Source organism: Paenibacillus sp. JT31N17 (assembly GCF_056269255.1).
In genome coordinates this window covers 43,137-68,424 of sequence record NZ_JBWDNP010000024.1, presented here as the reverse complement: position 1 = coordinate 68,424, position 25,288 = coordinate 43,137, and the positions used below count along the sequence as shown (strand labels likewise).

Below are 25,288 nucleotides of genomic sequence, written 5' to 3'. Positions count from 1 at the left end.
GTGACGAACTCATTCAAATCTTGCATGAAAGCGGTGGCAAAATGGCACAACGTAAAAAATATGTATTAGTCGGCACTGGCGGAAGAGCGGAATTCTTCTATGGAGCGCTTGCCAAGCATTACCGGGCAACTTCGGAGCTGACAGCCTTCTGCGATATTAACGAAACCCGCATGGCTTACGCGAATAAGCTGCTTGTGGACAAATATGATCATCCCGAAGTGCGGACCTACCGCGCCGACGAATTCGAAGAGATGATCGAGCAGGAGCGTCCGGATGCGGTTATCGTCACGACGGTCGACCGCACGCATCACAAATATATTATCCGGGCCATGGAGCTCGGCTGCGATATTGTGACCGAGAAGCCGATGACAGTGGATGAAAACAAGCTTCAGGAGATTCTGGATGCCGTCAAACGCACAGGCCGCAAAATCAGAGTCACCTTCAACTACCGCTATGCGCCGCATCATACGAAAGCGCGCGAGCTTATTATGGAGGGGGCCATCGGCCGCGTAAATTCGATCCATTTTGAATGGCTGCTGAACACCCAGCACGGCGCGGATTATTTCCGCCGCTGGCATCGGGACAAGCGCAACAGCGGCGGACTCCTGGTCCACAAATCGACGCATCACTTCGATCTGGTCAATTTCTGGATCGGCTCGGAGCCGAAGTCTGTTTTCGCATATGGCGACCTGATGTTCTATGGCCGTGAGAATGCCGAGAACCGCGGCGTAACGGAATTCTATGAGCGCGCGACGGGCAATCCTATCGCCGAGAACGATCCGTTCGCCCTCCAACTCGACAAAAACAAGCATCTGAAGGCGATGTATCTGGATGCCGAGCATGAAGACGGCTACCGCCGCGATCAGAGCGTCTTCGGCGACGGGATTTCCATCGAGGATACGATGGGCGTGCTTGTGAAATACAACAGCGGTGCGATTCTGACGTATTCCTTGAATGCTTATTTGCCTTGGGAAGGCTACCGCATCGCATTCAACGGAACCAGAGGACGGCTTGAGATGACCATTGTCGAGAAATCCTATGTCAATTCCGGCGGGGAAAAGTCCCAGGAGGGTGCAGTGGAAGGGATATCGATCACCGTTTATCCCATGTTCGACGCTCCATATACCGTGAAGGTGGATGAAGGCGAAGGCGGCCATGGCGGCGGCGATCCTGTACTGCTCAATGATGTATTTGGCGAGCCGGTGCCGGATAAGTTCAATCGTGCCGCGGATCATCGGGATGGCGCGATGTCCATTCTGACGGGGATTGCCGCCAACCGTTCCATACGAACCGGATTGCCGGTTCAAGTGAGCGATCTTGTCAAGTTCTAGGACAACCGTAAGGGAAGGGAGCAGGTAAAATGAAACCGTTTATGGATGACAATTTTCTGCTGAACAGTGAAACGGCAATCGACCTTTATCACAGCTTTGCCAAGGATATGCCGATCATTGATTACCACTGTCATTTGAGTCCGCAGGAAATATACGAGAATAAGACGTTCCGCAATATTACCGATGTATGGCTGTCCGGGGATCATTACAAGTGGCGCGCTTTGAGAAGCAACGGGGTCGAGGAGCAGCTGATTACGGGAGATGCCGACGATCGGAGCAAATTCGACGCCTGGGCGGCTACGGTGCCGGTAACACTCGGTAATCCGCTTTATCAATGGTCGCATCTTGAGCTTAGACGGTTCTTCGGCATTGAAGAGCTTATTAATACGGGCAATGCGGAAGCGATCTGGGAGAAAGCGAACGCGCTGCTGACCGGAGGAGGTTACGGCGCCCGCGACTTGATCACACGCTCCAAGGTGAAGGTGATCTGTACGACGGATGACCCGGCGGATTCGCTTGAATACCATATCAAGCTGAAGGAGGACAGCAGCTTCGATACGGTCGTGCTGCCGTCCTTCCGCCCGGACAAAAGTCTGGAGATTAACCGCGCCACCTTCAGGCCGTGGATTGCCAGACTGAGCGAGGCTGCAGGGCAGCCGATCGGCAGCTACGGGGAATTGCTCTCCGTGCTCGAATCGCGGATACAGTTCTTCGATTCGGTTGGCTGCAGGGTATCGGACCATGCGCTCGATTATGTGCCATATGCGGATACGACGGAAGAGGAAGCCGCGGAGATTTTCGCCAAAGCGCTGCAAGGTGCGGAAGTGAGCCTCCTGGAGGAGCAAAAATACAAGACGCATACGCTCCTGTTCCTGGGCCGGCAGTACAACAAGCTCGGCTGGGCCATGCAGTTTCATATTAACGCTTCCCGCAACAATAACAGCCTTATGTTCGGCAAGCTGGGGCCGGATACGGGTTACGATTCCATCAACGACAGCCAGGTAGCGTATCCCCTGACCAGACTGCTGGACGCTCTGAATTCGGCTGATGCTCTGCCCAAGACGATTCTGTACTCCCTCGATCCGGTGAATTATCCGGTGCTGGCTACTGTAATGGGCAGCTTTCAGGGCGGCGGCGTTGCGGGTAAAATGCAGCTTGGCTCCGCCTGGTGGTATAACGACACGAAGGACGGCATGCTGGTGCAGATGAACACGCTCGCGAACATTGGCTTGCTGAGCCGTTTTGTCGGCATGCTGACGGATTCGCGCAGCTTCCTGTCGTACACGCGCCATGAGTATTTCCGCAGGCTGCTGTGCGATATGCTCGGCGACTGGGTGGAGAAGGGCGAAGCTCCCCATGACCGGGAGCTGCTTGGAACCATTGTGCAGGATATTTGCTACAATAACGCGCAGCGGTATTTTGGATTTGCGCAGTAGGGATTTTTGTGAAGACGGCTGTCCGGCGGTTTGCGGGCAGCCGTCTTTTTCACATGGAATGCCGCTGACGAAGAAAGCTTCGCTTGTGCGGCTGAAGTGTAGGCCGACGCTGACGGGCGCGTTAACAGTACTCGCTTCTGTGTACGTCCTGCAGCAGCTGCAGCAGATTACGAGTTTATCGAAGCCGCCATGCTGAAAAGTCTGCGGGTTAAAGCTTTTGCAGCCTGCTTAACGTTTCTCCATACAGGAGCTGTTGCAGGAGCGGGGATCGTGGGCTGGAAGCCGGAAATGCCTTGCTGGAGACGGCGGAGAGCGATGTAAACGGGAAGAGCGCGTCTGCAGTAAGGTTATTCCTTGCTGGAGCGGCTGTAGAGCGGGAATGGTGGGCTGGAAGCCGGGAATTCCTTGCTGGAGTCTGCTTCCGTATAGGCAGAAGGCCCATAAGATCGGCTGAAATCCCCCTATCCCGCTGCGGATTATCGCATGTATAATAGTTAACTGGAGGTGTTATTGATGACATTAATCGAAAACAATGCAGTTGTGCTCTTTCAGGGGGACAGCATTACCGATGCAGGACGCAACCGGGAGGATGGAAATAGTCTGGGCAGCGGCTACGCCAATATTGCCACGGCTCTGTTTACCAGCAAGCACCCGGAGAAACAGGTCCGCTTCCTTAACCGCGGCATCGGAGGCGACCGCGTGGTTGATCTGGAACGCAGATGGGAGCGGGATTGCCTGGAACTGAAGCCGACCTGGTTGTCGATCTATATCGGGATCAACGATACCTGGCGCAGGTATGACAGGGGCATTCCGATGAGCGCGGAGGAATATGAAACCACCTACCGCAAACTGATCAAGCAGGCGAAGGAGCAGCTGAATGTCAAACTGATCCTGGTAGAGCCCTTTGTGCTTCCGGTCAACGAGGCCCAGAAGACCTGGAGAGAGGATTTGGACCCGAAGATTCAAGTGGTCCGCAAGCTCGCCAACGAGTTCCAAGCCCTGTATGTTCCGCTCGACGGGTTGTTCGCTCAAGCGGGTACACAGACAGGCCCCGCTTATTGGGCACCGGACGGCGTTCACCCATCGCCTGCGGGGAGCGCGTTGATCGCCCAGGCCTGGCTGAATGCTGTGAAAGCTTAATAGAACTTATTATCAATGACGTGAATATAAGGCTGGTGTCCGGGAAGTCAGGCGCCGGCTTTTTTGTCGTTTTCCTCGCTTCAAAGGGGAAGATCTTCCTTAATGCATTCTGTGCTCTTCATTTCATTTCATTAAAAATTAAATCACCCAAAATTGTAACTTTTTTCTTTTTTTCTCGTCCATATATTTGGAAATGTTATGCGAATCATGAAAACCGGAATTTATAAATGATAGATGAGTAAAAATCCGCAGTCGTAAAGGAGCTTCACGAAAATGAATACGAAAAAAAAGACACTGCCTCGCGTCCATGAAAAAGAGACATCGAATACTTCGCTCATTCAGTGGGCGATCGTAGCGGCAGTGACGCTTTTCCTGTTTGTTTTTCCATTCAAGTATGCGCTGTTTAATGGAGCCGTATTGAATTTTGAAGCGCCCCTGTTTGAATTCCTGATGTATTCGTCCGTCATCATCTTTCTTCTCGGCATTCGCTTTCTCTACAATTGGAGACTGGATGACTACAGGTTTCTGTTGTCCCTGGGGGTGCTCATGCTCCCGCTTATGTATGTGCTGTCTTCCTTCCAGGCGGCTTCCGCCCATAATGCGAAGCTGATGGTTCAGCTTGAATTTATGACCGCGGCTTTCTTTATCGTCGGTCTGTATATGATGGAGAATAAGCTTCACAGGAACATGATGGAAGCGGCCATTCAAATATCCGGCTACACGATTGTCATCTATGGATTCATGAATTGGTTCGGGCAGGTGTATTATCCCAATGCACTGTGGCTGGCCGATACCTCTTACCGTCTGACCTCGGTTTTTCAGTATTCCAATTCCTATGCCGCATTTCTTACCGCGATTTTCCTGGGCGGACTGTTCTCAGCTATCCATACCAGGCCGTGGTACCTGCGGGCAATACATAGTTTCATGCTTGTCCCGATCTGGTTGTCTCTCATGCTGACTTACTCGCGGGCGGCGCTTGTTCTGCTGCCAGTCATCGTCTTGTTCATTCTTCCTTTTCTGAAAATAGGCAGGCAGCTGCTTTATTTGATTTATATGGTTCTGGCTGTTCTGTTTTCTTTCGTGATCCTGAGCCATGTGACGCGAATAGGCACCGATATCTCGGTTATACTGGAGCCCGCCTCCGAGCTTGGGAAGACCATGTCCCTCTGGAATCCGCTCCCCTTAAACGGCTGGAGCTTCGTTCTTGGCGCTTCTGCCGTACTTGCAGCACTGATTATTTTCATTCACCCGCGGTTATCCGGCTTTCTCGAGGCCAAAACCGTCAGGCTGGAAAAGTCCAGGCTGTCTATTGCCGCTGTACCTGCGCTCTTCATCATCCTGGGGACGCTGGCCGTTACTCTTGTTCTTACAAGCAGCGGAATCAGAAGCTTGCTGCCTGTGAGTATCGCGAACCGCCTGGAAAATATCAATTTGCATCAGCACAGCGTCCTGGAGCGCGAGACCTTCTACAGAGATTCATTCAAAATCTCGGCTGACTATCCCATCCTGGGCGGCGGAGGCGGTGCCTGGGCAGCGCTTTACCAGAAATATCAAAACAATCCGTATGGCAGCCAGCAGACGCACAGCTATTTATTACAAACCATGGTTGAAATCGGCTGGCTGGGGCTCCTCGTTCTGCTCGGATTCCTGATTACCGTTTACGGCCTGTTTATCCGGTTCTATATCAGAAATCCCGTGCTTCGCGGCGGCGACGGATTTTATTTCTTCATCATTTCCCTGTCCATTCTGGCGCATAGTGTAATCGACTTCGATATGAGCTTCATGTTTCTTTCAGCACTTGTGTTCCTGTGCCTGGGCGCCATGCTGGCACCTTATCACAAGACATTTCTCATACCGGCATGGCAAGCATTTCAAAAGGTCAATTGGCGGTGGGCCTTTCCCTCTTCGATTTCTTTGCTGGCGCTCGTTCTATTCATCGGGGCGTACAGGGAATACGAGGCACGCGCTAGCTTCGACCATTCCTTGAATATGGCAGTCGCAGAGAGGAAGCCGCTTAATGAGCTGCTCACCTACATCGACCGGGCGATTGCGATTTCACCGGAGCATCCCGATTATACGCTGCTCAAGATAGACTGGATGAAGCAGGCGTTCAGCTCAACCCGGGATGAGCAGTACCTGCAGGAGCAGGGACGGCTGATCACTCAGTTAAAATCCTATTCTCCTTACGACTATAAGTTATTGAGAGAAGAATACCAATATTACAAAAGCATAGGAGACAATGACCGTGCCTTGAGGACGATCGACGAAGGTCTGGACAGGTTCCCGTGGGATATGTATTTCTATGAAGCGGGGATGATGGAGTATTATTTGTCCGGGATGAACGGGAAGCAGACGGATGAACAGGCGGCAAACGCCAAGTGGGATCACTCTTTTGCCTTGTATCAGGAAGTGCTGGACCGGATCGAACGCCTCAAATCGCTTCCGGAAGGACAGCTTCAGGGCAATGAGTTTATTGTTACCCCGACGATGAGGCTGGCTCTGGGCCAAATTTATTACAACCGGCATGATTATGAGCAGGCTGTTAATATGCTTAAGGAGGATATTAATGGTAATTTTGAAGATCCGATCATACGCTCCGGGGTTCATGCCTATCTATCCGCTCTTGAAGCTGCAGGACGGAAGGATGAGGCCTTGCAGGCTAAATTAGTGGAGGCCGAGGAGAAGGCCAAGGCGGAGCAAGAGTTAATGGAACAACAGAAGATTGCGGCAATAGAGAGCTAGTCGCAATGGGGTCCCCTTCTGCCGGAGCATACGAGAGTCATTTCATAAGCATGCTGCCGATAAAAGATCGGAACGACAGAACCCATTCGGGTATATGATAAAGCATCGAATATTTCTGATGGAAAGCACTGCCTGCCCAGTGAGGATGCGCCTTTCGTTTTTCTGGGCAATCCAGCGTCCGTTGTCCAACCGCCTGAGTGTAGCAATGAAGAGGGCATAGAACGCTTGATTAATGGTTTCATCATTGAAAGTAGCATCTCGGTTAATCGTAAACGGTTACGGAGGGACGGGACGTATGCTGCTACAACAAACGAAGGTTCAAACCTGCAGGGACCTGCTGCAGCAATTTGGTAATCATGAGCCTGCAACGGGCGGAGAGCGGATCCGCTTCGAAGGTATCGGGGGCCAGGATGTGTATAACATATCGGCTGCTTTTGCCGACCGGGAAAGTCTCGTTATCGCAGGGCGAGTGGAAGGACGCAGCACGGAATTTTCGGAGGTTATTTTTTTTCGCAAGGAAGGCGAGGTCTGGAAGCCCCATCCGGATTATCCGGTTTATGGGCTGCAGGATCCCTTTTTTACACGAATCAAAGGGGAACTGATCTTCGGCGGTGTACGGGTTATTGCCGATCCGCTGCATCCGCACTGCATCGTGGCTTGGGTGACGGAGTTCTATCGCGGTGCGGATACCGCCGGCCTACGGCATTTTCTCAGCGGTCCATACCATATGAAGGATATTCGTCTGATCGAGCTTGCGGATGGAGAAATCGGTGTGCTGACCCGTCCCCAGGGGTACAAAGGCGGCAGAGGACAGATCGGCTTCGTCAAAGTCGGCCGGCTCGAAGATGTAACCGCTTATCTGATTGGCGAGGCTCCCGTATTCGAGGATCAGTTTGCCGGTACGCAGTGGGGCGGCGCCAATGAGGCGCATCTGCTGGCCAATGGCCTTGTCGGTGTACTCGGTCATATCGCCTCTTTCGATGAGGAGGATGGCAGCCGCCATTACTATGCCATGACCTTTGCCTTCAACCCGGACACCCTGGAGAAGACACCGATGAAAATCATTGCCCGGCGGGGGAGCTTCCCCGCAGGCCCCGCCAAGCGCCCCGATCTTGCCGATGTCATCTTCAGCGGCGGACTGGTGCGCAGGGAAGGCGGGTTGGCGGATCTCTATGTGGGAGCGGGGGATGCCGCAGCGTACAGGATTGAAATCGCGGATCCTTTTCTGGAATACGAGCAATTGTAAGCTGCGGCCGGTCTGGGCGGCATCTGCCCTGCCCTGAATCAGCAGACCGGATAACAGCTGTTTATCCATTCATGCGCTTGATGATTATCCATGTTGAACGATTTCCGCGATGCGATGACCCGTAAGACGCATCTGAAAGCCCCTTTTCCTCAGTCGGAAAAAGGGGCTTATTCCGGGAATAATCCGGATAAGGATTGTTCATGGCTCTTGTACAAGGGTATAATGTAAGGGTATTCAAGATCCGAATCAAAGGAGGAATACCGACAATGGAAAAAGCATTGCTTGGCCGGACGGGCCTGCAGGTGACGAAGCTTGGTTTTGGAGCCATGGAGATTCGCGGTCCCCGGGTATGGAACGGACGCCCCGTAGCCGATGAGGATTCCGAGCGTATTCTGAACGCTGTGCTGGATGCCGGCATTAACTTCATTGATACCGCGTACGACTACGGCAGGAGCGAGGAGCTGATCGGCAAGTATATCAGCCATCGCCGGAATGAGTATTTCCTTGCAACCAAATGCGGATGCACCTTGGTGGACAAGGGTGATCACGACGAGACGCCTCATGTATGGACACGCGATAATATCCTACATAATATTGAGACCAGCCTGAAACGGATGAAAACGGACTATGTCGATCTGCTGCAACTGCACGGGCCGACAGTGGAGCAGACGGAAGAGGGCGGACTCGTCGAGGCATTGAAGGAAATCCAGGCCTCGGGCAAAGTCCGCTGGATCGGCATTTCATCCTATTTGCCCCATCTACCGGCCTACATAGATACCGGTGCGTTCGACACCTTCCAGATTCCATATTCCGCCCTGGAACGTGAGCATGAGAATCTTATTGCCAAGGCAGGGAAAGCTGGCGCGGGCATTATTATACGCGGCGGCGTAGGACAGGGCGAGCCTGGAGCAGGACGCGGTTCCCAGGACCGCTGGTCGGCATGGGAAGCGGCGAAGCTGGACGAGCTTCTCGAAGAAGGAGAGAGCCGGACAGGCTTCCTGCTGCGTTTTACTTTGTCCCACCCGCAGCTCTCGACGACGATTGTAGGCACCAAGAATCCGGAGCATCTGAAGGAGAATCTGCGTTTTGCCCAGCAGGGTCCGCTTGCGGATGATGTCTATGAGGAAGCCAAGAAACGTTTGACTGAGGTAGGGCAGGCCGCGAAGGTTTAAACGGAATGGATGACGGTCCGGCAGCGCCGGTAAATATAGGAGAAATAACCGGTCTAAACACAGGATTAATGTGTCAGACCGGTTATTTTTTGTCTAGTTTGCCTGCCCGGCAGCAATCTCCCGGATCAAATTCGGCATCCAGCCGCGGAGCTGCTGGAACGAAAAGCCGGCAGCTTGGGCTTTGGCCGTGTCCATATACCAGGGCTGGGGGATGCCAAAGGGCGACATATGCATGTTATCAGTCTCGCTCAGGATATTCGCCTGTTTGCCCGCGGCCTGCGATATAAGCGTCATGATTTGTCCAGGGGACAGCTCCCCGCGCGAGCAGGCATTGACCGGCCCTTCCAGATCGGAACGGCCAAGCCAGGCGAGAAAGGAGGCAGCCTCATCCGAGTTGATGAACGACATTTGCGCATTCAGGTTTGGTATTCCGACGGGCAGCCCCTGCTCAACATGCTCAATGTGAAAATGCAGCCGCCGCGTGTAATCATCATGTCCCAAAACAATGGGGAAACGTACAGCCGCCACCGGAAACGGCGCTTTTTGCAGCAATACCGCTTCAACCATCCGTTTTCCTTCAGCATAGTCCGCGTTCGCAGGATAGGGCTCCGGAATAGGATAGGTATAGGGATCAAAATCACTCTCTTTTTTTCCGGGTTCTCCGAAAGGATACACACTTAATGACGAAGTTACGATATATCTTCCTGTGCGCCCGGCAAACAAATTCACAGCTTCCTCCGCCTCTTGCGGCGTGAAGCAAATGTTGTCGTAAACAACATCATAATCCGAGGTACCCAGTACAGCGCGCAGAGCGGCCGGGTCTGTACGATCAGCCTGGAGCCGCTTCACCGAGCTTCCGAATGAATCGGGAGTAAGCCCTCTTGTTACGATGGTCAGGTCGACCTGATCATGGATCAACTGTTCCACTAACTTTTTGCCGAAAAATCGTGTTCCGCCCAAAATAAGCGCTTTTTTCATCGTCGAGACCTCCTGTTATCAAATTTATCCGTGCAGCCAGTCGTTTTCATAGATATATCGTTCAGCCCATCATGACTCGGAAGATTATATCGATTTCTCTTCCATCACTTGCTTGAACAGCCGCTTGGGCGCGGCGCGCAGATAAGCTTCCTTAAGCTGAATGCCCATCTCTTCCCAGTCCTCGGGATTGCTGATGGATACCCAGCCGTGATGCCCGATATAGGGAGGTCTCGTGAAACGCTCCTGCTGGATCAGAATCTCCTGATTCTCCAGATCCGACTTGAAGGTGATCCCGTAGTCGCTCATGATGATAAACGATTTGTTGGCTACCTTGAACGTCGTATGCCCGTGCCCATCGATCAACTCGGCGACCTCAGGCAGCGTCTTGCAGATCTTGCGCACCTGCTCCAGCATTCTTACTCCCCCAGGCGTTTTCATCCCGCTCAAATCATGCTGCATCATAGCCCTCCTCGTATAATTGCTGTTCCCGCTCCTAATACATGCTGCCGTATCTGCGACTCGTTCTACGCAAGCAATTCGGAACCGTACCGTTCGAATAGCTGTTTCATGGATTCCGGATCCCGCTTGTCTGCAGCGTGGATGGCATCAATCAGCCTGCTAATCTGTGCAGTCATGACAATGAGGTAACGGGCAGGCTCAGGTCTTGGATTCCAATAAGTGTGCGCTGTCCCCCGCGGGACCATGACAGCTTCATTGGCGGACGCCTCAATCGCCGCATCGCCAATCTGGAAGCCAAGCGTGCCTTCGAGGATGTACCACGCTTCATCGTCGTAATGATGCAGATGGAGCGGAGCGATGAGCTGCGGCCGGGTCATGTCTGGCGAAGTGCCTGAAGCTGTCCACTCGGCAAGTACCAGATTGGAGCCGGATGGCGCCAGAGCTTGTCCGGCAAGAGGTGCGGCAAGGAAGTCAAATTTTGAGGAATGGGACAACATGATGCCTCCTTTTGATTGATCTATGGATATCCATGAGCTTTCTGTTGTTGTTCGTCAGATCATCATGAACCGGTTTCTAACTATAATTTACCAGAGAAGGTGAACGAACTCTACCCGTTTGCCGGCCGGCATTGTAATTAATGTCGTTATTGACACAATACGATATATCGTTTATTTTTATATTACGATATATCGTATTCGCTGACAAGGGAGAGATTGAACGATGCGGAATGAGCGGTTTAATCATTTTTTTGAACATAGGGGCAGGAGATACGAAGAGCATGAGGGGCGTGGAGGCAGGGAGGATGGCGGCGAAGGCCGTTTCCGCAGCTCCAAACGGTATTTTGGCCGGGGAGGCGTCAAATATGCGCTGCTCCAGCTGCTTACGAAGGAGCCGATGCACGGCTATCAGATGATGAAAGCTCTGGAGGAGCAATCCGGCGGCTTGTATATTCCGAGTGCAGGATCGATTTATCCTACCCTTCAGATGCTTGAGGACCGCGAGCTGATCGCGGCGGCGGAGAGCGGCGGCAAGAAGGTGTACCGGATTACGGAGGAAGGCCGCACGATGCTCAGCGAAAGCCCCGAGCCGGAGCGGGGCGCATGCGGCAAGGGCCGGGAAGGCGAAAGAGGGGAGCGGCACAGGGGAGAAGAAGAGGATCTGCACCGGCATGAGCGGTTCCGCAGAAAGCTGGGTCTAAGTATAGAATCGTATGAAGTGCTGCGGCAGCTGATGAGGGCGGAACGATCCGCAGCCGGCAGTGAGACGAGGCGGCAGGAGCTCGCCGGAATGGTAGCGGACATGAATAATCTGTTAAAAGCTTATCTGGACTCTGGCGCGACAGATGCCGGGCCCGCCGATACGGAGTGATGGAAAGAATGGACAATCTGGCAAGACGACGAATAAGCATGCAGCCTGCCAAACCGAATCCCGGCAGCATCTGGAGCATGTATAAACGGATGTTTTTCCATATTCGCGGTCAGCGTGGGCTTATCCTTGTGGCCTTCTTCTCGATCCTGGCCGTTTCCCTGCTGGCTTTTGTGATTCCGCAGATTACGCAGTATACCATTGACCACGTCATTCCCGGCAAGCATTATATGACGCTGGTATGGATTGCATTGGGTATCCTGGCTGCCGCAATCCTGCAGGGAATCTTTAATTATTCGAGCGGCATGGCGATGGCTTCTATCGGCCAGAAGGCCGTACTTGATTTGCGTCAGCAGCTGTACCGGCATTTGCAATCGCTGGATGTCGGCTTCTTCGACCGCAGCCGGACCGGCGATCTGATGTCGCGCGTAACCAGCGACGTAGGGATGCTGCAGCAGCTGGTATCGTCCGGCATGATGTCGATCGTAACGGATTTGTTCACCTTTGTGGCCGTTCTTGCTTATATGCTGTGGGTGGATTGGCAGCTGACCGTCATCATTATGATTACCTTCCCTGTGATGATTCTGACGACGCGGTTCTTCTCCAAGCGGATTCGCGCCGCATCCAAACGGATTCAGGAGTCGGTTGCCGAGGTGACCAATCATCTGCAGGATACCCTGTCCTCCATCCGGCTGATGAAGGCCTTCTCCACGGAGGACTACGAAACGGAGCGCTTCGCCGTTCGTACCCAGGCGAATATGGGGGCGAATCTGGCCGCCGTGAAGCTGCGTTCGGTCTATGAGCCGATTATCGATATGATCAACTTCGTCGGGATGGCGGCCGTCCTGATTTATGGGGCCAAGCAAACGATGGACGGGGCTTTGACCGTAGGGAACGTTGTTGCTTTTCTCGCTTATCTGCGGCTCCTGCAAAATCCGGTCCGCCGCTTCAGCCGGACGCTGAATACCATTCAGCAATCGGCGGCAGCTTACGAGCGGATAGTGGAAATCCTCGAGACGAAGTCCCAGGTGGTGGAGGTTGATCATGCCCGGGAGCTTGACCGCGTTCATGGCCATGTTCTGTTCGATGATGTAAGCTTTGCCTATCAAACAGGTCCGAAGGTGCTGGAGCATTTTAATTTCGAGCTGCTGCCCGGCAAAGTTACCGCCATCGTCGGTTCCTCGGGAGCGGGCAAATCCACCATCACCCATCTGATCACCCGTTTCTACGATCCGCAGCATGGGACTATCAGCATTGACGGGCATCCGCTGACACAGCTTAGCTTGAGCTCGCTGCGGCGCCAAATGGGAATTGTTTCCCAGGACATCGTCCTGCTGAACGGGAGCATTCGCGACAACATGGTGTACGGGAAGCCGGAAGCGACGCCGGCCCAGATCGAAGCGGCTGCTCGCGCCGCCAACGCGCATGACTTCATCATGTCGTTCCCGCAGGGCTATGATTCGCAGATCGGGGAACGGGGAGTGAAGCTCTCCGGGGGCCAGAAGCAGCGATTGTCCATCGCCCGGGCGATTCTGAAGGATCCCCGGCTCATTATTCTCGATGAAGCGACCTCCTCGCTTGATACGGAATCGGAGAAGGCCATTCAGGACGCGCTGGAGCATCTGCTGGAGAACCGCACATCGCTTGTTATAGCCCATCGCTTATCGACCATTCAGCGGGCAGACCGGATCTATGTCCTGGACAAAGGAGAGGTCGTCGAGGTGGGTACGCATCAATCGCTGCTGGAGCAGGGCGGCAGGTATAAACAGCTCTATGAGCTGCAGTTTCCGCAGAAAGAGGAGCCGCAGCAGCCCGTGGAGCACCGCGGCAGGAAATTATCCCGGACATGACAGGATAGTCGGACCGGTGGTGTCGTTATAAGAGAACCTTCTGCGGAAAAGCGTTCTGCTGCAGGGCTGTATAACATGCGGTATTACTGCTGTAAGCTCAAAAGAAAGGCTGTATCCTCTGGCGGGTCGATTACCCGCTTGAGGATACAGCCTTTTGTCAGCTGCCGCGTATAAGATCAGGCTTGTGCCGCTCCGACTTTAAGCTCTACGTCAATGTTCCCGCGTGTAGCTTTGGAGTATGGGCACATTTGATGCGCCGCTTCCGCAAGCTCCATCGTCTGCTTCTCATCGAGACCCGGAACAGTCACGGCAAGAACGGCGGAGATCTTGAAGCCGTCATCGTCCTTATGAAGCTGGACAGTTGCGGTAACCTCCGATTTTTCCGTTTCGATTCCTTTGCCCTTGGCAATGGCTTTCAGCGCGCTGTGGTAGCAGGCCGAATATCCGGCTGCAAACAGCTGCTCCGGATTCGTTCCTTCAGCACCTTCCTTGGGCTGAGTGGTTTTCAAATTCAAGTGACCATCGGAGGAGCGGACAACGCCTTCCCGGCCTCCGCGTGATGTGACATGCGCAGTGTAGATAACGCTCATAGCAATTCCTCTCCTTTCATTATGTAAGCACGCTTCTATATTACCCTACTTGTCCGTTGTGCAAACCTTTGAGCCGCACTCTTCATATTTATTTAATATCCTGAATTAATCATGGGATTAAGATCTTTTCTTTACATCGGATTAACAGTTTATCGGTTTAGAAATTTAACTTTAAAGGAGCCTAAGGTTTGCTCCCCGCCTGCAGCAGCAGAGTCCAATCCAGTGAGCCTCAGCTCCACCGAATCCCCATCATGGATTGCGCTGACGCCGGCCGGCGTGCCAGTATAAATAATATCCCCCGCATCCAGTCCATAGGTGCCGCCGATATAGGTAACCAATTGCTCCACAGAGAAGGTCATATCATTCGGGTTGCCCGTTTGGACGGCTTGTCCATTGATATGGAGACTGAAGCGCAGAGCAGCGATTTGCTCCAGACTGGAGACGCTGTGGAATTCGGAAAGAATAGCGGAGCCCTTAAAGCCTTTGGCCAGCAGCCAGGGATGCTGGTTGGCTTTTAAACGGGACTGCACGTCTCTTGCCGTCCAGTCGATGCCAAGGGCGATACCGTCAATAAGCTCGCCAACAGGCTTGCCTGGGTCGTAAGCCGAAGAGATCCGGAGCACCAGCTCGGCTTCATAATCGATAATGCCGATATGGCCAGGCAGCTCAGCCGTTCCATGGGCCGGTCGAAGGGCATGCGTCGGTTTGGAGAAGAGGATGGGCTCTTTCGGCACATCATTGCCCAGCTCCTTGGCGTGAAGGGAATAATTGCGCCCCACACAATAAATATTGCGAATCCAGTCAAACTCAGACATGGTTCATTCTCTCCTTTGCATAAACACGATTTGTTTCATTATACCTCAAGGAGAGGCTGTTTTCATCGCAATATCCGCCATCCTTACATAAAAGAGGTTAATTCTGTAAACCCTATCCGCGAACAATAGAGTGGGGATGCCCATAGACCGGAGTGATGACAGATGTTAATTACAAACAAGCCATTAAGAGAGCTGCCGCAGCTACCCGAATCGTATTGGCGCCATTCCGTACAGCTTCCCGATTACCCGAGGCTGGAAGAAGATACATCGACGGATACCGTCGTTATTGGCGGGGGAATCGCAGGAATAACGACCGCTTACCGGTTGGCTGAGGCAGGCGTCAACGTGGTGCTGCTTGAAGCGGATTCCCTTCTTGGCGGAACCACCGGGCATACGACAGCCAAGCTGACCGCCCAGCATGATCTGATCTACGCTCAATTGATCAAGGATCTGGGCGAGGACCAGGCTAGATTATATTATGAAGCCAACCGCGACGCTCTCGATTTTGTCAGGCATACGATCAAGTCGCTGGACATAGATTGCGGCTATTCCGAACAGGATGCGTACCTCTATGCGCAAACGGTCGATACGCTGACCAAGCTGCATGACGAAGCCGAGGCATATGCCAAGCTGGATATTCCCGGCGGCTATATCGACAAGATACCGCTCGATGTGCCGACCCATGGCGCCATTGTGATGCATAATCAGGCGCAGTTCCATCCCCTGCAGTACTTGAGCGCTCTGCTTCCCCGTATAACAAAGGCGGGGGGACGCATTTATGAGCATACCACGGCGGTGGATGTGGAGAATGGAGAGGAGCCTGTTGTCATCACCAAAGAGGGGCATCGGGTGAAAGCATCCCATGTGGTCGTTTGCTCGCATTATCCCTTTATCGACCGGCATGGTTTTTATTTTGCCCGGCTGCATGCCCAGCGTTCCTATGTGCTTGGAGTACGTATGGCGGATGAGGAACCATTCCCGGAGGGCATGTATCTGAGTGCCGACGATCCGAAGCGTTCAATCCGTACAGCCTCTACGATGAATGGTGAGAAGCTGGTTCTGATCGGCGGGGAAAACCACAAGACGGGACAGGGTCTGTGCACAATCCAGTATTATGAAGCGTTGCGGGATTATGCGGTAAGGCATTTCAACGTGGCCTCGATACCGTACCGCTGGTCCGCCCAGGATTTGCTGACTCTCGATAAGGTGCCGTATGTGGGAGCTGTCACCTCGGGCATGCCTAATGTCCAGCTTGCCAGCGGCTTTGGCAAATGGGGAATGACCGGCGGAACGGCTGCGGCGATGATGCTGAGCGACAGCATCGTCGGGCGCGGCAATCCCTATCTGGAGCTGTATACGCCTCAGCGTTTTCACGCCCGTGCCAGCATGAAGAACGTGATATCGGAGAATGCGAACGTGGCCAAGTATTTGATCGCCGGAAAGCTGGAGATGGTCCATAAGCATGTCGAAGAGCTCCCGCAGGGGGAAGGCGGAGTCGTATCGTTCAATGGAAAGCGCGCAGGCGCCTACAAGGATCCGGACGGGATACTTCATCTGGTTGATACAACCTGCACCCACATGGGCTGCGAGCTGGATTGGAACAATGGCGACCGAAGCTGGGATTGCCCCTGCCACGGCTCGAGATTCTCCTATGACGGAGAGGTTATCGAAGGACCGGCGACCAAAGCGCTTAAAAAGCTTGGCTCCGATTAAGGATTAAAGCATACCGCTGGGGGTTAAACTGCTGCTCCCGTGCAATATCGACTTAACATTACCCCCATCACAGGTTCTTGACTTCAACCCGGGTCAAGAACCTTATGTTATAACAAAAGGCCGGGAATCTTCCCGCAGCACTCTTGAAAGATGATCCTCATCGACATCAACCGTTATTCCGAATGGACAGCCAGGTACGTTCACCCTCATGAGTCAAATCACTTTCCCTTGGCAATAACCCCTGTTCGCCCCAATTTACGTCTCTGCCGGGATACAATATACTATAAGGTGAAACCTATCAAGGTTGTTCATGCAATAGGTTTCCATTTTCCAATAAGGAAAATTAAAACCAATCCATAAAGTAAACTCTACCAACGAAATAAGCACATAAACGCATCTCACTCCCACCAACGTTATGATGGGACGAAGTCCACCGGCGGCACGGGAGCGGTAAAATGAAAGTGTGTCCCGCAAGGGACGAAAACGATCCATGCTGGTTGCAGCTAACAAGCGATTCTCTGTAACACAGACGTTATGCCATTCCGGGTGTCCAGAGGGCCGGGACCCTTGGGGTCCCTCCTCAGGAGGGATTTAGGGAGGGAATTAAACTCTACCAACGAAATAAGCACATAAACGCATCTCACTCCCGCCAACGTTATGTTGGGACGAAGTCCAGAGGTCGGCACGGGAGCGGTAAAATGGAAGTGTGTCCCGCAAGGGACGAAAACGATCCATGCAGGAAGCAGCTAACAAGCGGTTCACTGTAACACAGACGTTATGCCATTCCGGGTGTCCAGAGGGCCGGGGCCCTTGGGGTCCCTCCTCAGGAGGGATTTAGGGAGGGAATTAATCGTGTCAAAAGCCGACAACATGCTGTCGATCCTGTGGCTGCTCAAAACAAAGAAGCGGATTACGGCCAGGGAGCTCGCGGAAAAGCTGGAAATCCATATACGCACCATCTACCGTTATATTGATGCTCTATGCGCAAGCGGAGTTCCCATCATCTCGGATTCGGGACACAATGGCGGCTACAGCCTGCTCACCGAATTCAATGAGGCTCCGCTGCTTTTTGACATGAATGAGCAGAAAGCCCTCATCCATGCGGCGATCTTCGCGCAGGAGGCGGGGTATCCGTTTGGCGATTCGCTGACAAGCGCAATCGCGAAGCTGAAGAAGTATACGAACGAGGACCAGTTGAATCTGATCAACCGCCATGAAGCGGGAATCGATGTGATCAGCACGCCCTACAATGGTTTATTGGAATCCGTGCTGCAGGAGCTTGAGCTATCGGCGGCAGGCGGCTTTACGCTGCTGATGCTTTACAGGAAATCGCACGGCAAGCAGCCCGAACCGCGATCGCTTGATCCATACGGCCTTGTCCTGTGGAAAGGCAAATGGTATATCGTCGGCTACTGCCATCTCCGCCAGGTTGTCCGCAGCTTCCGGGTGGACCGGATTCACGGCATTTCCCGGACCGGAGCTGTGTTCAAGCGTCCGGAGGATTTTTCAGCGCGGGCCTTTCTTCTTCAGGATCTGCTTCCCCGCTCCGGGCATGAGGAAAATCTGGTTTCCGTCCGGATCGAAGGGATAGAGCAATCCATTAATGATTTATGTGATCATTGGCTGTTCGGGCATATGCTCGTCGACCGTTCGGAGCGCCATGTCCATGTGAGGATGGAAGAGAAAGCCCTTGTGATGGTACCGCATCTGCTCATGCTGTATGGGCGGTCAGTCCGGATCGTGGAACCGCGCTCCCTGCACGAGAGGCTGATTGAAGTCACCTCGGAGCTGCTGGATTATTATAAAAAACAGTAGACTCACGGTTTCGTGCGCATGCTTGTGCAGGGTGCCATCCTATAGCATTTACGTTTGTCGAACCGGCAAACGTTTATTCGTTGTGGCTTTCGGGGTATTCATAATCAAACCGTAATTTTCCTTATTTATCCTCTATTAGGTAAATGATATGGTGAATAAAATGTTACTTACATGTCATATTTATGCATCGAGTTCTCAAGAGGCTTAAACAGATACGATTTGTCCCGCCTAAATTCCTTCAAATTCGACAGTGAAAAATAAATTTTATATGTAATATTAGTTTACAAATAGTGTGATGAGTTTTATATTTAATACAGATCAAACAAATGGCAAATTCGCGATTTTACAATTGTTCAATCATGAGGGAAGGGAGATTAGAGAAGAATAAGAAGCAAGGCCCGTGAAAATTATGAGATGGGGAGTAGAGACAATGAAAAAAAGTTTATTTACTTTGGTTCTGGTTATGATAGTGGCTGCCTTTGCGGCCGGATGCGGAAACGGCAATAACGGGGGCGGCACGGATACAAACGCGGGAACAAATGCAGGCAATGGCGGAAACGCGGCCGAGCCGGCTGGATTTAAGGTAGGCATGGTAACGGACGCCGGTACGATTGACGATAAATCGTTTAACCAGGGCTCCTGGGAAGGAATTTTGCGCGGAGGCGACGAGTTCGGACTGGAAACCAAATATTTGCGGCCAACGGGAACAACGGAAGCGGATTATTTGAAGGAAATGGGCAATCTCTACGATGCGGGCTACAAATTTATCGTGGCGCCGGGCTTTAAATTTGAAACAGCGATTTTTGCCGCTCAGGACAAGTATAAGGATGCCAAATTCGTCATTGTCGACGGAACGCCGCATACGGCTGAGGATCCGACTCCGGTAGTGAAGGAGAATACCGTGTCGATCTTCTTTGCGGAGCATGAGTCCGGATTTATTGCCGGCGTGGCAACAGCGCTGCAGCTCAAGGAAGCGGAAGCGGGCTTTATTGGCGGAATGGAGATTCCGTCTGTTCAGAAATTCAACTGGGGCTTCCAGCAGGGCGTCAAATATGCCAACGACAATCTGGGCACCAAGCTGACGATCAAGCCGGAAAATGTGGTTTATCAAGGGAGCTTCGACGACGTAGCTGCCGGCGGCCAGCTGGCTGCACAGATGTATGACCGTGGCGTTAAAGTCATCTTTGCCGCTGCCGGCGGTGTTGGCGTGGGCGCCATTAACGAAGCAAAGACCCGTGTCAAAGCCGGTTCTGACGTATGGGTTGTCGGAGTAGACGTGGATCAGTTTGCCGATGGCGTCTATGAAGGGGAGAAATCGGTCATCCTGACTTCTGCCATGAAGAAGATTGACCAAGCCTCCTATGACATGGTCAAAGCGGAGAAGGAAGGAACATTCCCGGGTGGACAAACCCTGACCCTCGATATCAAAAACGACGGTGTAGGGCTTCCGGCCGAGAACCCGAATCTAAGCGATGACACGATTGCGAAGGTCAAAGATGTAACGGACAAACTGAAAAGCGGTGAAATTACAGTAGCGGCCGAGCAGGGCAGCTTAATCAAGTAATGGCCGCATTTGCCCAATAGACCGGAAAAGAGACGGGAGACTCCGTCTCTTTTTAAATTATTTAGCCTGTTTAAGTTTCAAACCTGACCTTTTCTGCTATCTTTGAGGGAAGAAGCATTTTTCAAACGATCAGAAGGTATAAATTTTCGGTTTCTTCTTGAACGCTCTTCGAATTAACGGAATTACGCCGCTTTGTTGCATTTACGTGTAATTTTAGGAAAGGAGTCGTGCGGTATGGATTTTGTCGTGGAAATGATCAATATCCGTAAAGAGTTCCCCGGCGTGGTAGCCAATGACGATATTACGCTGCAGCTCAAGAGGGGCGAAATTCATGCGCTGCTTGGCGAGAATGGGGCGGGGAAATCCACGCTCATGGGCATTCTGTTCGGCATGTATCAGGCGGATCGCGGGACAATCACGGTTAATGGCAAGAATGCGAAGATCACAAGCCCCAATGTGGCGAACAGGCTGGGCATCGGTATGGTGCATCAGCATTTCAAGCTGGTCGGCAATTTTACGGTAACCGAGAATATTATACTGGGCAATGAGCCCTCCAGGGGCTTCGTGCTGAACATTGCCAAAGCTGCCCGCCGGATCGAGCAGCTGTCAAAGCAGTATGGGCTGAACGTTGATCCGCATGCGCGGGTCGAGGATATTTCGGTTGGCATGCAGCAGCGGGTGGAAATCCTCAAGATGCTTTATCGCGATGCGGATGTATTGATTCTGGACGAGCCGACGGCGGTTTTGACGCCGCAGGAAATCCAGGAGCTGGGCCGGATTATGCTGAATCTCATTGCAGAGGACAAGTCGATCATTCTGATCACGCATAAATTGAAAGAAATCAAAGCCGTGGCCCATCGCTGTACGGTAATCCGCAGGGGCAGGACGGTCGGGACGGTCGATGTCCGCTCGACCAGCGAATTGAAGATGGCAGAGATGATGGTCGGGCGCAATGTGAGCTTCCAGGTGGAGAAAGAAGCGAGTACTCCAGGCGATGTCCTGCTGAAGCTTGAGGATCTCTCTGTTTATAATAACAAGAACAGTCAGGCTCTAAAGGATTTCTCGCTGGAGGTGCGCGCCGGTGAAATTGTGGGCATTGCGGGAGTCGAGGGGAACGGCCAAACCGAGCTGGTGGAAGCCATTACGGGACTTCGCAAGGTGCGCGGCGGGACGATCACGGTTCAAGGGCAGGATGTTACGAACCGGACAATCCGGGAGCGGATCCACAGCGGAATCGGCCATATTCCGGAGGACCGGCAGAAGCGGGGACTGATTCTCGATTATACGCTGGAGGAGAATATGATTCTGGAGATATATAACGATGCTCCATACTCCCGCAGGGGAATTATGAACAAGGCCGCCATCCGCAAATATGCTGCTAGCGTCCTAGCAAGTTACGATGTCCGGTCCGGCAAGGGCCCTCTCTCCCTGACCCGCTCGCTCTCCGGAGGGAATCAGCAGAAAGCGATTATCGGGCGGGAGATTGAACGTAATCCTTCGCTGCTGATTGCCGTACAGCCTACACGGGGGCTGGATGTCGGCTCCATTGAATATATCCACAAGCGATTGATTGAGCACCGCGACAAAGGAAGAGCCGTTCTGCTCATCTCTCTGGAGCTGGATGAAATTATGAATGTCTCGGACCGGGTGGCGGTTCTGTATAACGGTGAGCTGATGGGTATCGTGAAGCCGGAAGAGTCCAATGAGAATGAAATCGGGCTGATGATGGCAGGCTGGAAAGAAGGGGATGACCAGTGAGAAAAATCATCATATCCCTGCTGGCCGTTCTGTTCGGCTTATTGGCAGGCGCGCTGCTGATGATCCTGACCGGACATCAGCCGATGGAAGGCTACAGATTCCTGTTCGAAGGCGGACTGAAGAACCCGGAGCGGATCGGGAATACGCTTGCCACGGGAACGCCGCTGATTTTTACGGGATTGTCGGTTGCCTTTGCATTCCGGACAGGCCTGTTTAATATTGGAGCGGCCGGACAGATGCTGTTCGGAGGCTTTTGCGCGACGGCTGTCGGATTGAATCTCGATGTCTCGAGACCGCTTCTGCTGCTGCTCATGATTATCGCCGGATTCCTGGGCGGAGCCATCTGGGCGTTTATTCCCGGCTTGTTGAAGGCGCGGTTCAATGTACATGAGGTAGTCTCGACCATTATGATGAACTGGATCGCCTATTGGACCATTTATTATGCCGTGCCTTACTACTTGAAGGCGGAATTTCTGGAGACGGAATCAAGGCCTCTGCCAGCGCATGCATCCCTGCAGGCGCCGTTTCTCTCCGATATGTTCGGCGGTTCCTATGTGAACCTGGGTCTGTTTCTTGCTGTCATCGTCGTGATCGTCATTTCCTTTATCATCAATAAAACTACGCTTGGCTACGAATTGAAAGCCGTAGGCTTCAACCGGCATGCGGCTGAATATGGCGGGATGCCGGTTAAACGGAGCATTATTTTGTCCATGGTCATCTCCGGCGGATTGGCCGGCCTTGGCGGGGTTGCGCAGTATGCGGGCAACAGCTCGAATATTCAAATCGGGGTTCTGCCCACGCAGGGGTATGACGGCATTGCAGTTGCTCTCTTAGGCGCGAACTCCCCTGTCGGTGTGCTCGTGTCAGCCCTCTTCTTCGGTCTGCTGTATTCGGGAAGAGGCTTCATGAACGCCATGACGGAGATTCCGCCGGAGATCGCGGATTCCATCATCGCCATCATTATCTATTTTGCGGCGACTAGCGTGCTGATGGACCGGCTGATCAGCTGGCTGAGGGCGAGGCGCCGCGCGCCTGCCGATGAACGGAAGCTGGATAGAAAGGAAGGGGGATAAACGATGTGGACCACGATTGAACAAATTTTTCCCTATGCGATTATGTTTACGATCCCCCTTCTGATTACGGCCTTGGGCGGATTGTTCAGCGAGCGGAGCGGGATTGTCAATATCGGCCTTGAGGGGCTGATGGTCATCGGCTCGTTTATGGGCGCCTTCGTGATTTTCAAGCTGCAGACCGCATGGCCGGATCATCCGGTTGCCGCGATCTGGGTGGGTCTGGCTGCGGCACTGGCGGCCGGCGTGCTGTTCTCTCTGCTGCATGCCTTCGCCAGCATTCACCTGAGCGCGAATCAGGTCATCAGCGGAACAGCCATCAATATGATCGCCGGGGCGCTCACGGTTTTCCTCGCCAGGAATATAACCGGAAGCGGCAATATCCGCATTACAAGCGGATTCCAGCCGTTTAATGTGCCCCTGTTGTCCAAAATACCGGTTATCGGCGACTTGTTGTTTACCAAAACCTATCCCACCACCTGGCTGATCCTGCTGCTGGTTCTGTTCGGCGGTTTTGTATTGAAGAAAACGGCGTTTGGCCTCAGGCTCAGAGCCTGCGGGGAATATCCGCAGGCCGCGGAGGCTGCAGGCATCAACGTGAGAAGGATTCGTTATATGGGCGTGATGATCTCGGGCGCATTCTCGGGACTTGGCGGAGCGGTCCTGCTGGTGACGATCGCAGGCGAGTTCACCGGAACGGTTGCGGGGCTTGGCTTCTTGTCCCTGGCGGCTTTAATATTCGGGCAGTGGCGTCCGCTCGGCATCCTTGCGGCTGCGCTGTTCTTCGGTTTTGCCAGCACGGTAGCGAATGTGTCGCAGGTTATACCGGCCTTGTCCGTATTCCCGCCTGTCATTCTGAAGGTATTTCCTTATGTGGTGACATTGATCGCCCTGGTGCTGTTCTCCAAATCCTCGCAGGCTCCGAAGGCCGCGGGCGAGGTGTTTGATTCGGCCAAGCGGTAACGGGCGGCGCCAAGCGGTGCCAATGGAGGCGAAAATAAAGAGTAGCGGCCGGTGATGGACTGGCGGAGCAGGTGGAAGCAGCAGCGGTCAAAAAGACAGTTCCGCTTGGGCGAGCAAGGCCAGTTCACCGGTCTTCTGAAGAGAACAATAGAGGAAGAGTTGAGGTGCAGTGACTGAAGAACGATTGCAGGATAAAAGGGGCAAAATGCTTGATGCGGCGAGAATGTACTATCAATTGGACTACAGCCAGCAGGAAATAGCCCGGCAGTTCGGGGTTTCCCGGCCGACCGTAAGCCGCTTCCTGCAGCAGGCGAAGGAAGAGGGGCTTGTGCAGATCCGCATTGTGGATCCGCTGGAAAGCCATGATTCTATGGCCAGGCAGCTGGAGAAATCCTTCGGCGTCGAGAAGGCGGTGCTTGTGTCCGTACCGCGTTATGACGATGCCATCGTCAAGAAATATCTGGGGGAGGCAGCGGCGGAATATCTGGATTCCATCATCAAGGACGGGGATGTGATCGGCACTACATGGGGCACAACGCTGTATGAGGTCGCGCTCAATCTGAAGGACAAGCATGTGCGGAATGTGAAGGTTGTCCAATTGAACGGAGGCGTCAGTCATTCGCAGACCCAGACCTATGCGTATGAAATCGTCAGCCTGTTCGGCCAGGCCTTTCATACGGCCCCGTATTTTATTCCGCTGCCTGCTATTGTCGACCACCCCGTGGTGAAGCAGACCATTGAGCAGGACCGGCATATCCGCAATATACTGGAGCTGGGCAAGCAGGCGAATATCGCCATCGTAACGGTTGGCGCGCCAACCGAGGATTCGGTGCTGATCCAGGCTAATTATTTTACCGAGTCTGACCTTCGTCTGATCGGAGAGAAGGGCGCAGGCGATATATGTTCCCGTTATATTGATCAGACAGGCACGCTCTGCTCGGAGGAACTGAATGAGCGGACGATCGGAATCGACCTGGAGCAGCTCCAGATCAAGGAGAAATCGATTCTTGTCGCAGGCGGTCCAAGCAAAGTGGACGGCATATACGGAGCGCTGCGCGGCAAATATGCCAATATCCTCATAACCGACATCTTCACGGCGAAGCATCTGCTGGAACGGGACGGTTCCGCCTGAGCCGCAATGCGGAATGGGAAGGCGGCTGCAGCACTTTTTTTCCCCGGCTGGATAGACTTTCATAGTATAATAATCCTAACCATTCCTGCGGATGCTCTCTTGTCTCTTAATCTGCCATACGTTAAGACAGGGACAAGGCGAAGCAGCCG

20 protein-coding genes are annotated in these 25,288 nt (G+C 53.1%); 15 read left to right on the top strand and 5 right to left on the bottom strand.

All coding sequences use genetic code 11. The features are described from left to right. Positions 1-41: 41 nt before the first annotated feature. The 6 genes from AC0YOB_RS36290 to AC0YOB_RS36265 all read left to right on the top strand — a co-directional run bounded on the left by AC0YOB_RS36290 (position 42) and on the right by AC0YOB_RS36265 (position 9,067). Positions 42-1,331, top strand: coding sequence for a Gfo/Idh/MocA family oxidoreductase (locus tag AC0YOB_RS36290; protein WP_475796941.1), 1,290 nt, complete (start codon positions 42-44; stop codon positions 1,329-1,331). A gap of 29 nt (positions 1,332-1,360) precedes the next feature. Further along, complete coding sequence (gene uxaC / locus AC0YOB_RS36285; RefSeq protein WP_475796940.1) at positions 1,361-2,767, top strand: glucuronate isomerase; 1,407 nt, start codon at positions 1,361-1,363, stop codon at positions 2,765-2,767. Between the two features lie 513 nt (positions 2,768-3,280). Beyond that, positions 3,281-3,907 carry an SGNH/GDSL hydrolase family protein gene (locus AC0YOB_RS36280; RefSeq protein WP_475796939.1) on the top strand — a complete coding sequence of 209 codons (627 nt, stop codon included), beginning with the start codon at positions 3,281-3,283 and terminating at the stop codon, positions 3,905-3,907. A 273-nt stretch (positions 3,908-4,180) separates the two neighbouring features. Next, complete coding sequence (locus AC0YOB_RS36275; protein ID WP_475796938.1) at positions 4,181-6,649, top strand: O-antigen ligase family protein; 2,469 nt, start codon at positions 4,181-4,183, stop codon at positions 6,647-6,649. Between the two features lie 295 nt (positions 6,650-6,944). Next, positions 6,945-7,895: a DUF1861 family protein gene (locus AC0YOB_RS36270; protein WP_475796937.1), complete on the top strand. Its 951-nt coding sequence runs from the start codon at positions 6,945-6,947 to the stop codon at positions 7,893-7,895. Positions 7,896-8,161: 266 nt separating this feature from the next. Continuing rightward, positions 8,162-9,067: an aldo/keto reductase gene (locus AC0YOB_RS36265; protein ID WP_475796936.1), complete on the top strand. Its 906-nt coding sequence runs from the start codon at positions 8,162-8,164 to the stop codon at positions 9,065-9,067. 93 nt (positions 9,068-9,160) lie between these two features. On the opposite strand, the gene AC0YOB_RS36260 is transcribed toward AC0YOB_RS36265, so the two are convergent. The 3 genes from AC0YOB_RS36260 to AC0YOB_RS36250 all read right to left on the bottom strand — a co-directional run bounded on the left by AC0YOB_RS36260 (position 9,161) and on the right by AC0YOB_RS36250 (position 11,001). Beyond that, positions 9,161-10,045 (bottom strand): NAD-dependent epimerase/dehydratase family protein, encoded by an 885-nt coding sequence (locus AC0YOB_RS36260; RefSeq protein WP_475796935.1) that lies wholly within the window; start codon positions 10,043-10,045, stop codon positions 9,161-9,163. Positions 10,046-10,129: 84 nt separating this feature from the next. Further along, positions 10,130-10,504, bottom strand: a complete 375-nt coding sequence (locus tag AC0YOB_RS36255) for an MmcQ/YjbR family DNA-binding protein (RefSeq protein WP_475796934.1) — start codon at positions 10,502-10,504, stop codon at positions 10,130-10,132. Between the two features lie 65 nt (positions 10,505-10,569). Further along, complete coding sequence (locus AC0YOB_RS36250) at positions 10,570-11,001, bottom strand: cupin domain-containing protein (protein ID WP_475796933.1); 432 nt, start codon at positions 10,999-11,001, stop codon at positions 10,570-10,572. Positions 11,002-11,224: 223 nt separating this feature from the next. On the opposite strand from AC0YOB_RS36250, the gene AC0YOB_RS36245 reads away from it, so the two are divergent. Together AC0YOB_RS36245 and AC0YOB_RS36240 are read left to right on the top strand one after the other, a co-directional pair. Continuing rightward, on the top strand, positions 11,225-11,872 hold the full coding sequence (locus AC0YOB_RS36245) for a PadR family transcriptional regulator (protein WP_475796932.1): 648 nt from the start codon (positions 11,225-11,227) through the stop codon (positions 11,870-11,872). Between the two features lie 8 nt (positions 11,873-11,880). Next, a complete protein-coding gene (locus AC0YOB_RS36240) occupies positions 11,881-13,719 on the top strand; it encodes an ABC transporter ATP-binding protein (protein ID WP_475796931.1) in 1,839 nt (612 codons plus the stop codon). A gap of 176 nt (positions 13,720-13,895) precedes the next feature. On the opposite strand, the gene AC0YOB_RS36235 is transcribed toward AC0YOB_RS36240, so the two are convergent. After that, positions 13,896-14,309: an organic hydroperoxide resistance protein gene (locus tag AC0YOB_RS36235; protein WP_475770298.1), complete on the bottom strand. Its 414-nt coding sequence runs from the start codon at positions 14,307-14,309 to the stop codon at positions 13,896-13,898. A 149-nt stretch (positions 14,310-14,458) separates the two neighbouring features. Further along, positions 14,459-15,124, bottom strand: a complete 666-nt coding sequence (locus tag AC0YOB_RS36230; RefSeq protein WP_475796930.1) for a fumarylacetoacetate hydrolase family protein — start codon at positions 15,122-15,124, stop codon at positions 14,459-14,461. A 162-nt stretch (positions 15,125-15,286) separates the two neighbouring features. Here AC0YOB_RS36230 and AC0YOB_RS36225 point away from each other — a divergent pair, with 162 nt between their 5' ends. The 7 genes from AC0YOB_RS36225 to AC0YOB_RS36195 all read left to right on the top strand — a co-directional run bounded on the left by AC0YOB_RS36225 (position 15,287) and on the right by AC0YOB_RS36195 (position 25,139). Beyond that, positions 15,287-16,837 carry an FAD-dependent oxidoreductase gene (locus AC0YOB_RS36225; RefSeq protein ID WP_475796929.1) on the top strand — a complete coding sequence of 517 codons (1,551 nt, stop codon included), beginning with the start codon at positions 15,287-15,289 and terminating at the stop codon, positions 16,835-16,837. Between the two features lie 852 nt (positions 16,838-17,689). Continuing rightward, positions 17,690-18,652 (top strand): helix-turn-helix transcriptional regulator, encoded by a 963-nt coding sequence (locus AC0YOB_RS36220; protein WP_475796928.1) that lies wholly within the window; start codon positions 17,690-17,692, stop codon positions 18,650-18,652. 430 nt (positions 18,653-19,082) lie between these two features. Continuing rightward, positions 19,083-20,216: a BMP family lipoprotein gene (locus AC0YOB_RS36215; RefSeq protein WP_475796927.1), complete on the top strand. Its 1,134-nt coding sequence runs from the start codon at positions 19,083-19,085 to the stop codon at positions 20,214-20,216. A gap of 234 nt (positions 20,217-20,450) precedes the next feature. Then, entirely contained in the window at positions 20,451-21,974 is a 1,524-nt protein-coding gene (locus AC0YOB_RS36210; RefSeq protein WP_475796926.1) for an ABC transporter ATP-binding protein, read from the top strand. Beyond that, positions 21,971-23,047 (top strand): ABC transporter permease, encoded by a 1,077-nt coding sequence (locus AC0YOB_RS36205; protein WP_475796925.1) that lies wholly within the window; start codon positions 21,971-21,973, stop codon positions 23,045-23,047. Before AC0YOB_RS36210 ends, AC0YOB_RS36205 begins: the two co-directional genes overlap by 4 nt. Before the next feature lie 3 nt (positions 23,048-23,050). Then, positions 23,051-24,007 carry an ABC transporter permease gene (locus AC0YOB_RS36200; protein ID WP_475796924.1) on the top strand — a complete coding sequence of 319 codons (957 nt, stop codon included), beginning with the start codon at positions 23,051-23,053 and terminating at the stop codon, positions 24,005-24,007. 205 nt (positions 24,008-24,212) lie between these two features. Beyond that, complete coding sequence (locus AC0YOB_RS36195; RefSeq protein WP_210038919.1) at positions 24,213-25,139, top strand: sugar-binding transcriptional regulator; 927 nt, start codon at positions 24,213-24,215, stop codon at positions 25,137-25,139. Positions 25,140-25,288: the final 149 nt, after the last annotated feature.

What these genes read in the sequence shown, in the direction of transcription:
- AC0YOB_RS36200 (WP_475796924.1), top strand. Translation starts at nt 23,051, where the DNA reads ATGTGGACCACGATTGAACAAATTTTTCCCTATGCGATTATGTTTACG.
- AC0YOB_RS36230 (WP_475796930.1), bottom strand. Translation starts at nt 15,124, where the DNA reads ATGTCTGAGTTTGACTGGATTCGCAATATTTATTGTGTGGGGCGCAAT.
- AC0YOB_RS36275 (WP_475796938.1), top strand. Translation starts at nt 4,181, where the DNA reads ATGAATACGAAAAAAAAGACACTGCCTCGCGTCCATGAAAAAGAGACA.
- AC0YOB_RS36210 (WP_475796926.1), top strand. Translation starts at nt 20,451, where the DNA reads ATGGATTTTGTCGTGGAAATGATCAATATCCGTAAAGAGTTCCCCGGC.
- AC0YOB_RS36195 (WP_210038919.1), top strand. Translation starts at nt 24,213, where the DNA reads ATGCTTGATGCGGCGAGAATGTACTATCAATTGGACTACAGCCAGCAG.
- AC0YOB_RS36240 (WP_475796931.1), top strand. Translation starts at nt 11,881, where the DNA reads ATGGACAATCTGGCAAGACGACGAATAAGCATGCAGCCTGCCAAACCG.
- AC0YOB_RS36225 (WP_475796929.1), top strand. Translation starts at nt 15,287, where the DNA reads ATGTTAATTACAAACAAGCCATTAAGAGAGCTGCCGCAGCTACCCGAA.
- AC0YOB_RS36250 (WP_475796933.1), bottom strand. Translation starts at nt 11,001, where the DNA reads ATGTTGTCCCATTCCTCAAAATTTGACTTCCTTGCCGCACCTCTTGCC.
- AC0YOB_RS36235 (WP_475770298.1), bottom strand. Translation starts at nt 14,309, where the DNA reads ATGAGCGTTATCTACACTGCGCATGTCACATCACGCGGAGGCCGGGAA.
- AC0YOB_RS36290 (WP_475796941.1), top strand. Translation starts at nt 42, where the DNA reads ATGGCACAACGTAAAAAATATGTATTAGTCGGCACTGGCGGAAGAGCG.
- AC0YOB_RS36215 (WP_475796927.1), top strand. Translation starts at nt 19,083, where the DNA reads ATGAAAAAAAGTTTATTTACTTTGGTTCTGGTTATGATAGTGGCTGCC.
- AC0YOB_RS36260 (WP_475796935.1), bottom strand. Translation starts at nt 10,045, where the DNA reads ATGAAAAAAGCGCTTATTTTGGGCGGAACACGATTTTTCGGCAAAAAG.
- AC0YOB_RS36270 (WP_475796937.1), top strand. Translation starts at nt 6,945, where the DNA reads ATGCTGCTACAACAAACGAAGGTTCAAACCTGCAGGGACCTGCTGCAG.
- AC0YOB_RS36255 (WP_475796934.1), bottom strand. Translation starts at nt 10,504, where the DNA reads ATGCAGCATGATTTGAGCGGGATGAAAACGCCTGGGGGAGTAAGAATG.
- AC0YOB_RS36245 (WP_475796932.1), top strand. Translation starts at nt 11,225, where the DNA reads ATGCGGAATGAGCGGTTTAATCATTTTTTTGAACATAGGGGCAGGAGA.
- AC0YOB_RS36265 (WP_475796936.1), top strand. Translation starts at nt 8,162, where the DNA reads ATGGAAAAAGCATTGCTTGGCCGGACGGGCCTGCAGGTGACGAAGCTT.
- AC0YOB_RS36280 (WP_475796939.1), top strand. Translation starts at nt 3,281, where the DNA reads ATGACATTAATCGAAAACAATGCAGTTGTGCTCTTTCAGGGGGACAGC.
- uxaC (WP_475796940.1), top strand. Translation starts at nt 1,361, where the DNA reads ATGAAACCGTTTATGGATGACAATTTTCTGCTGAACAGTGAAACGGCA.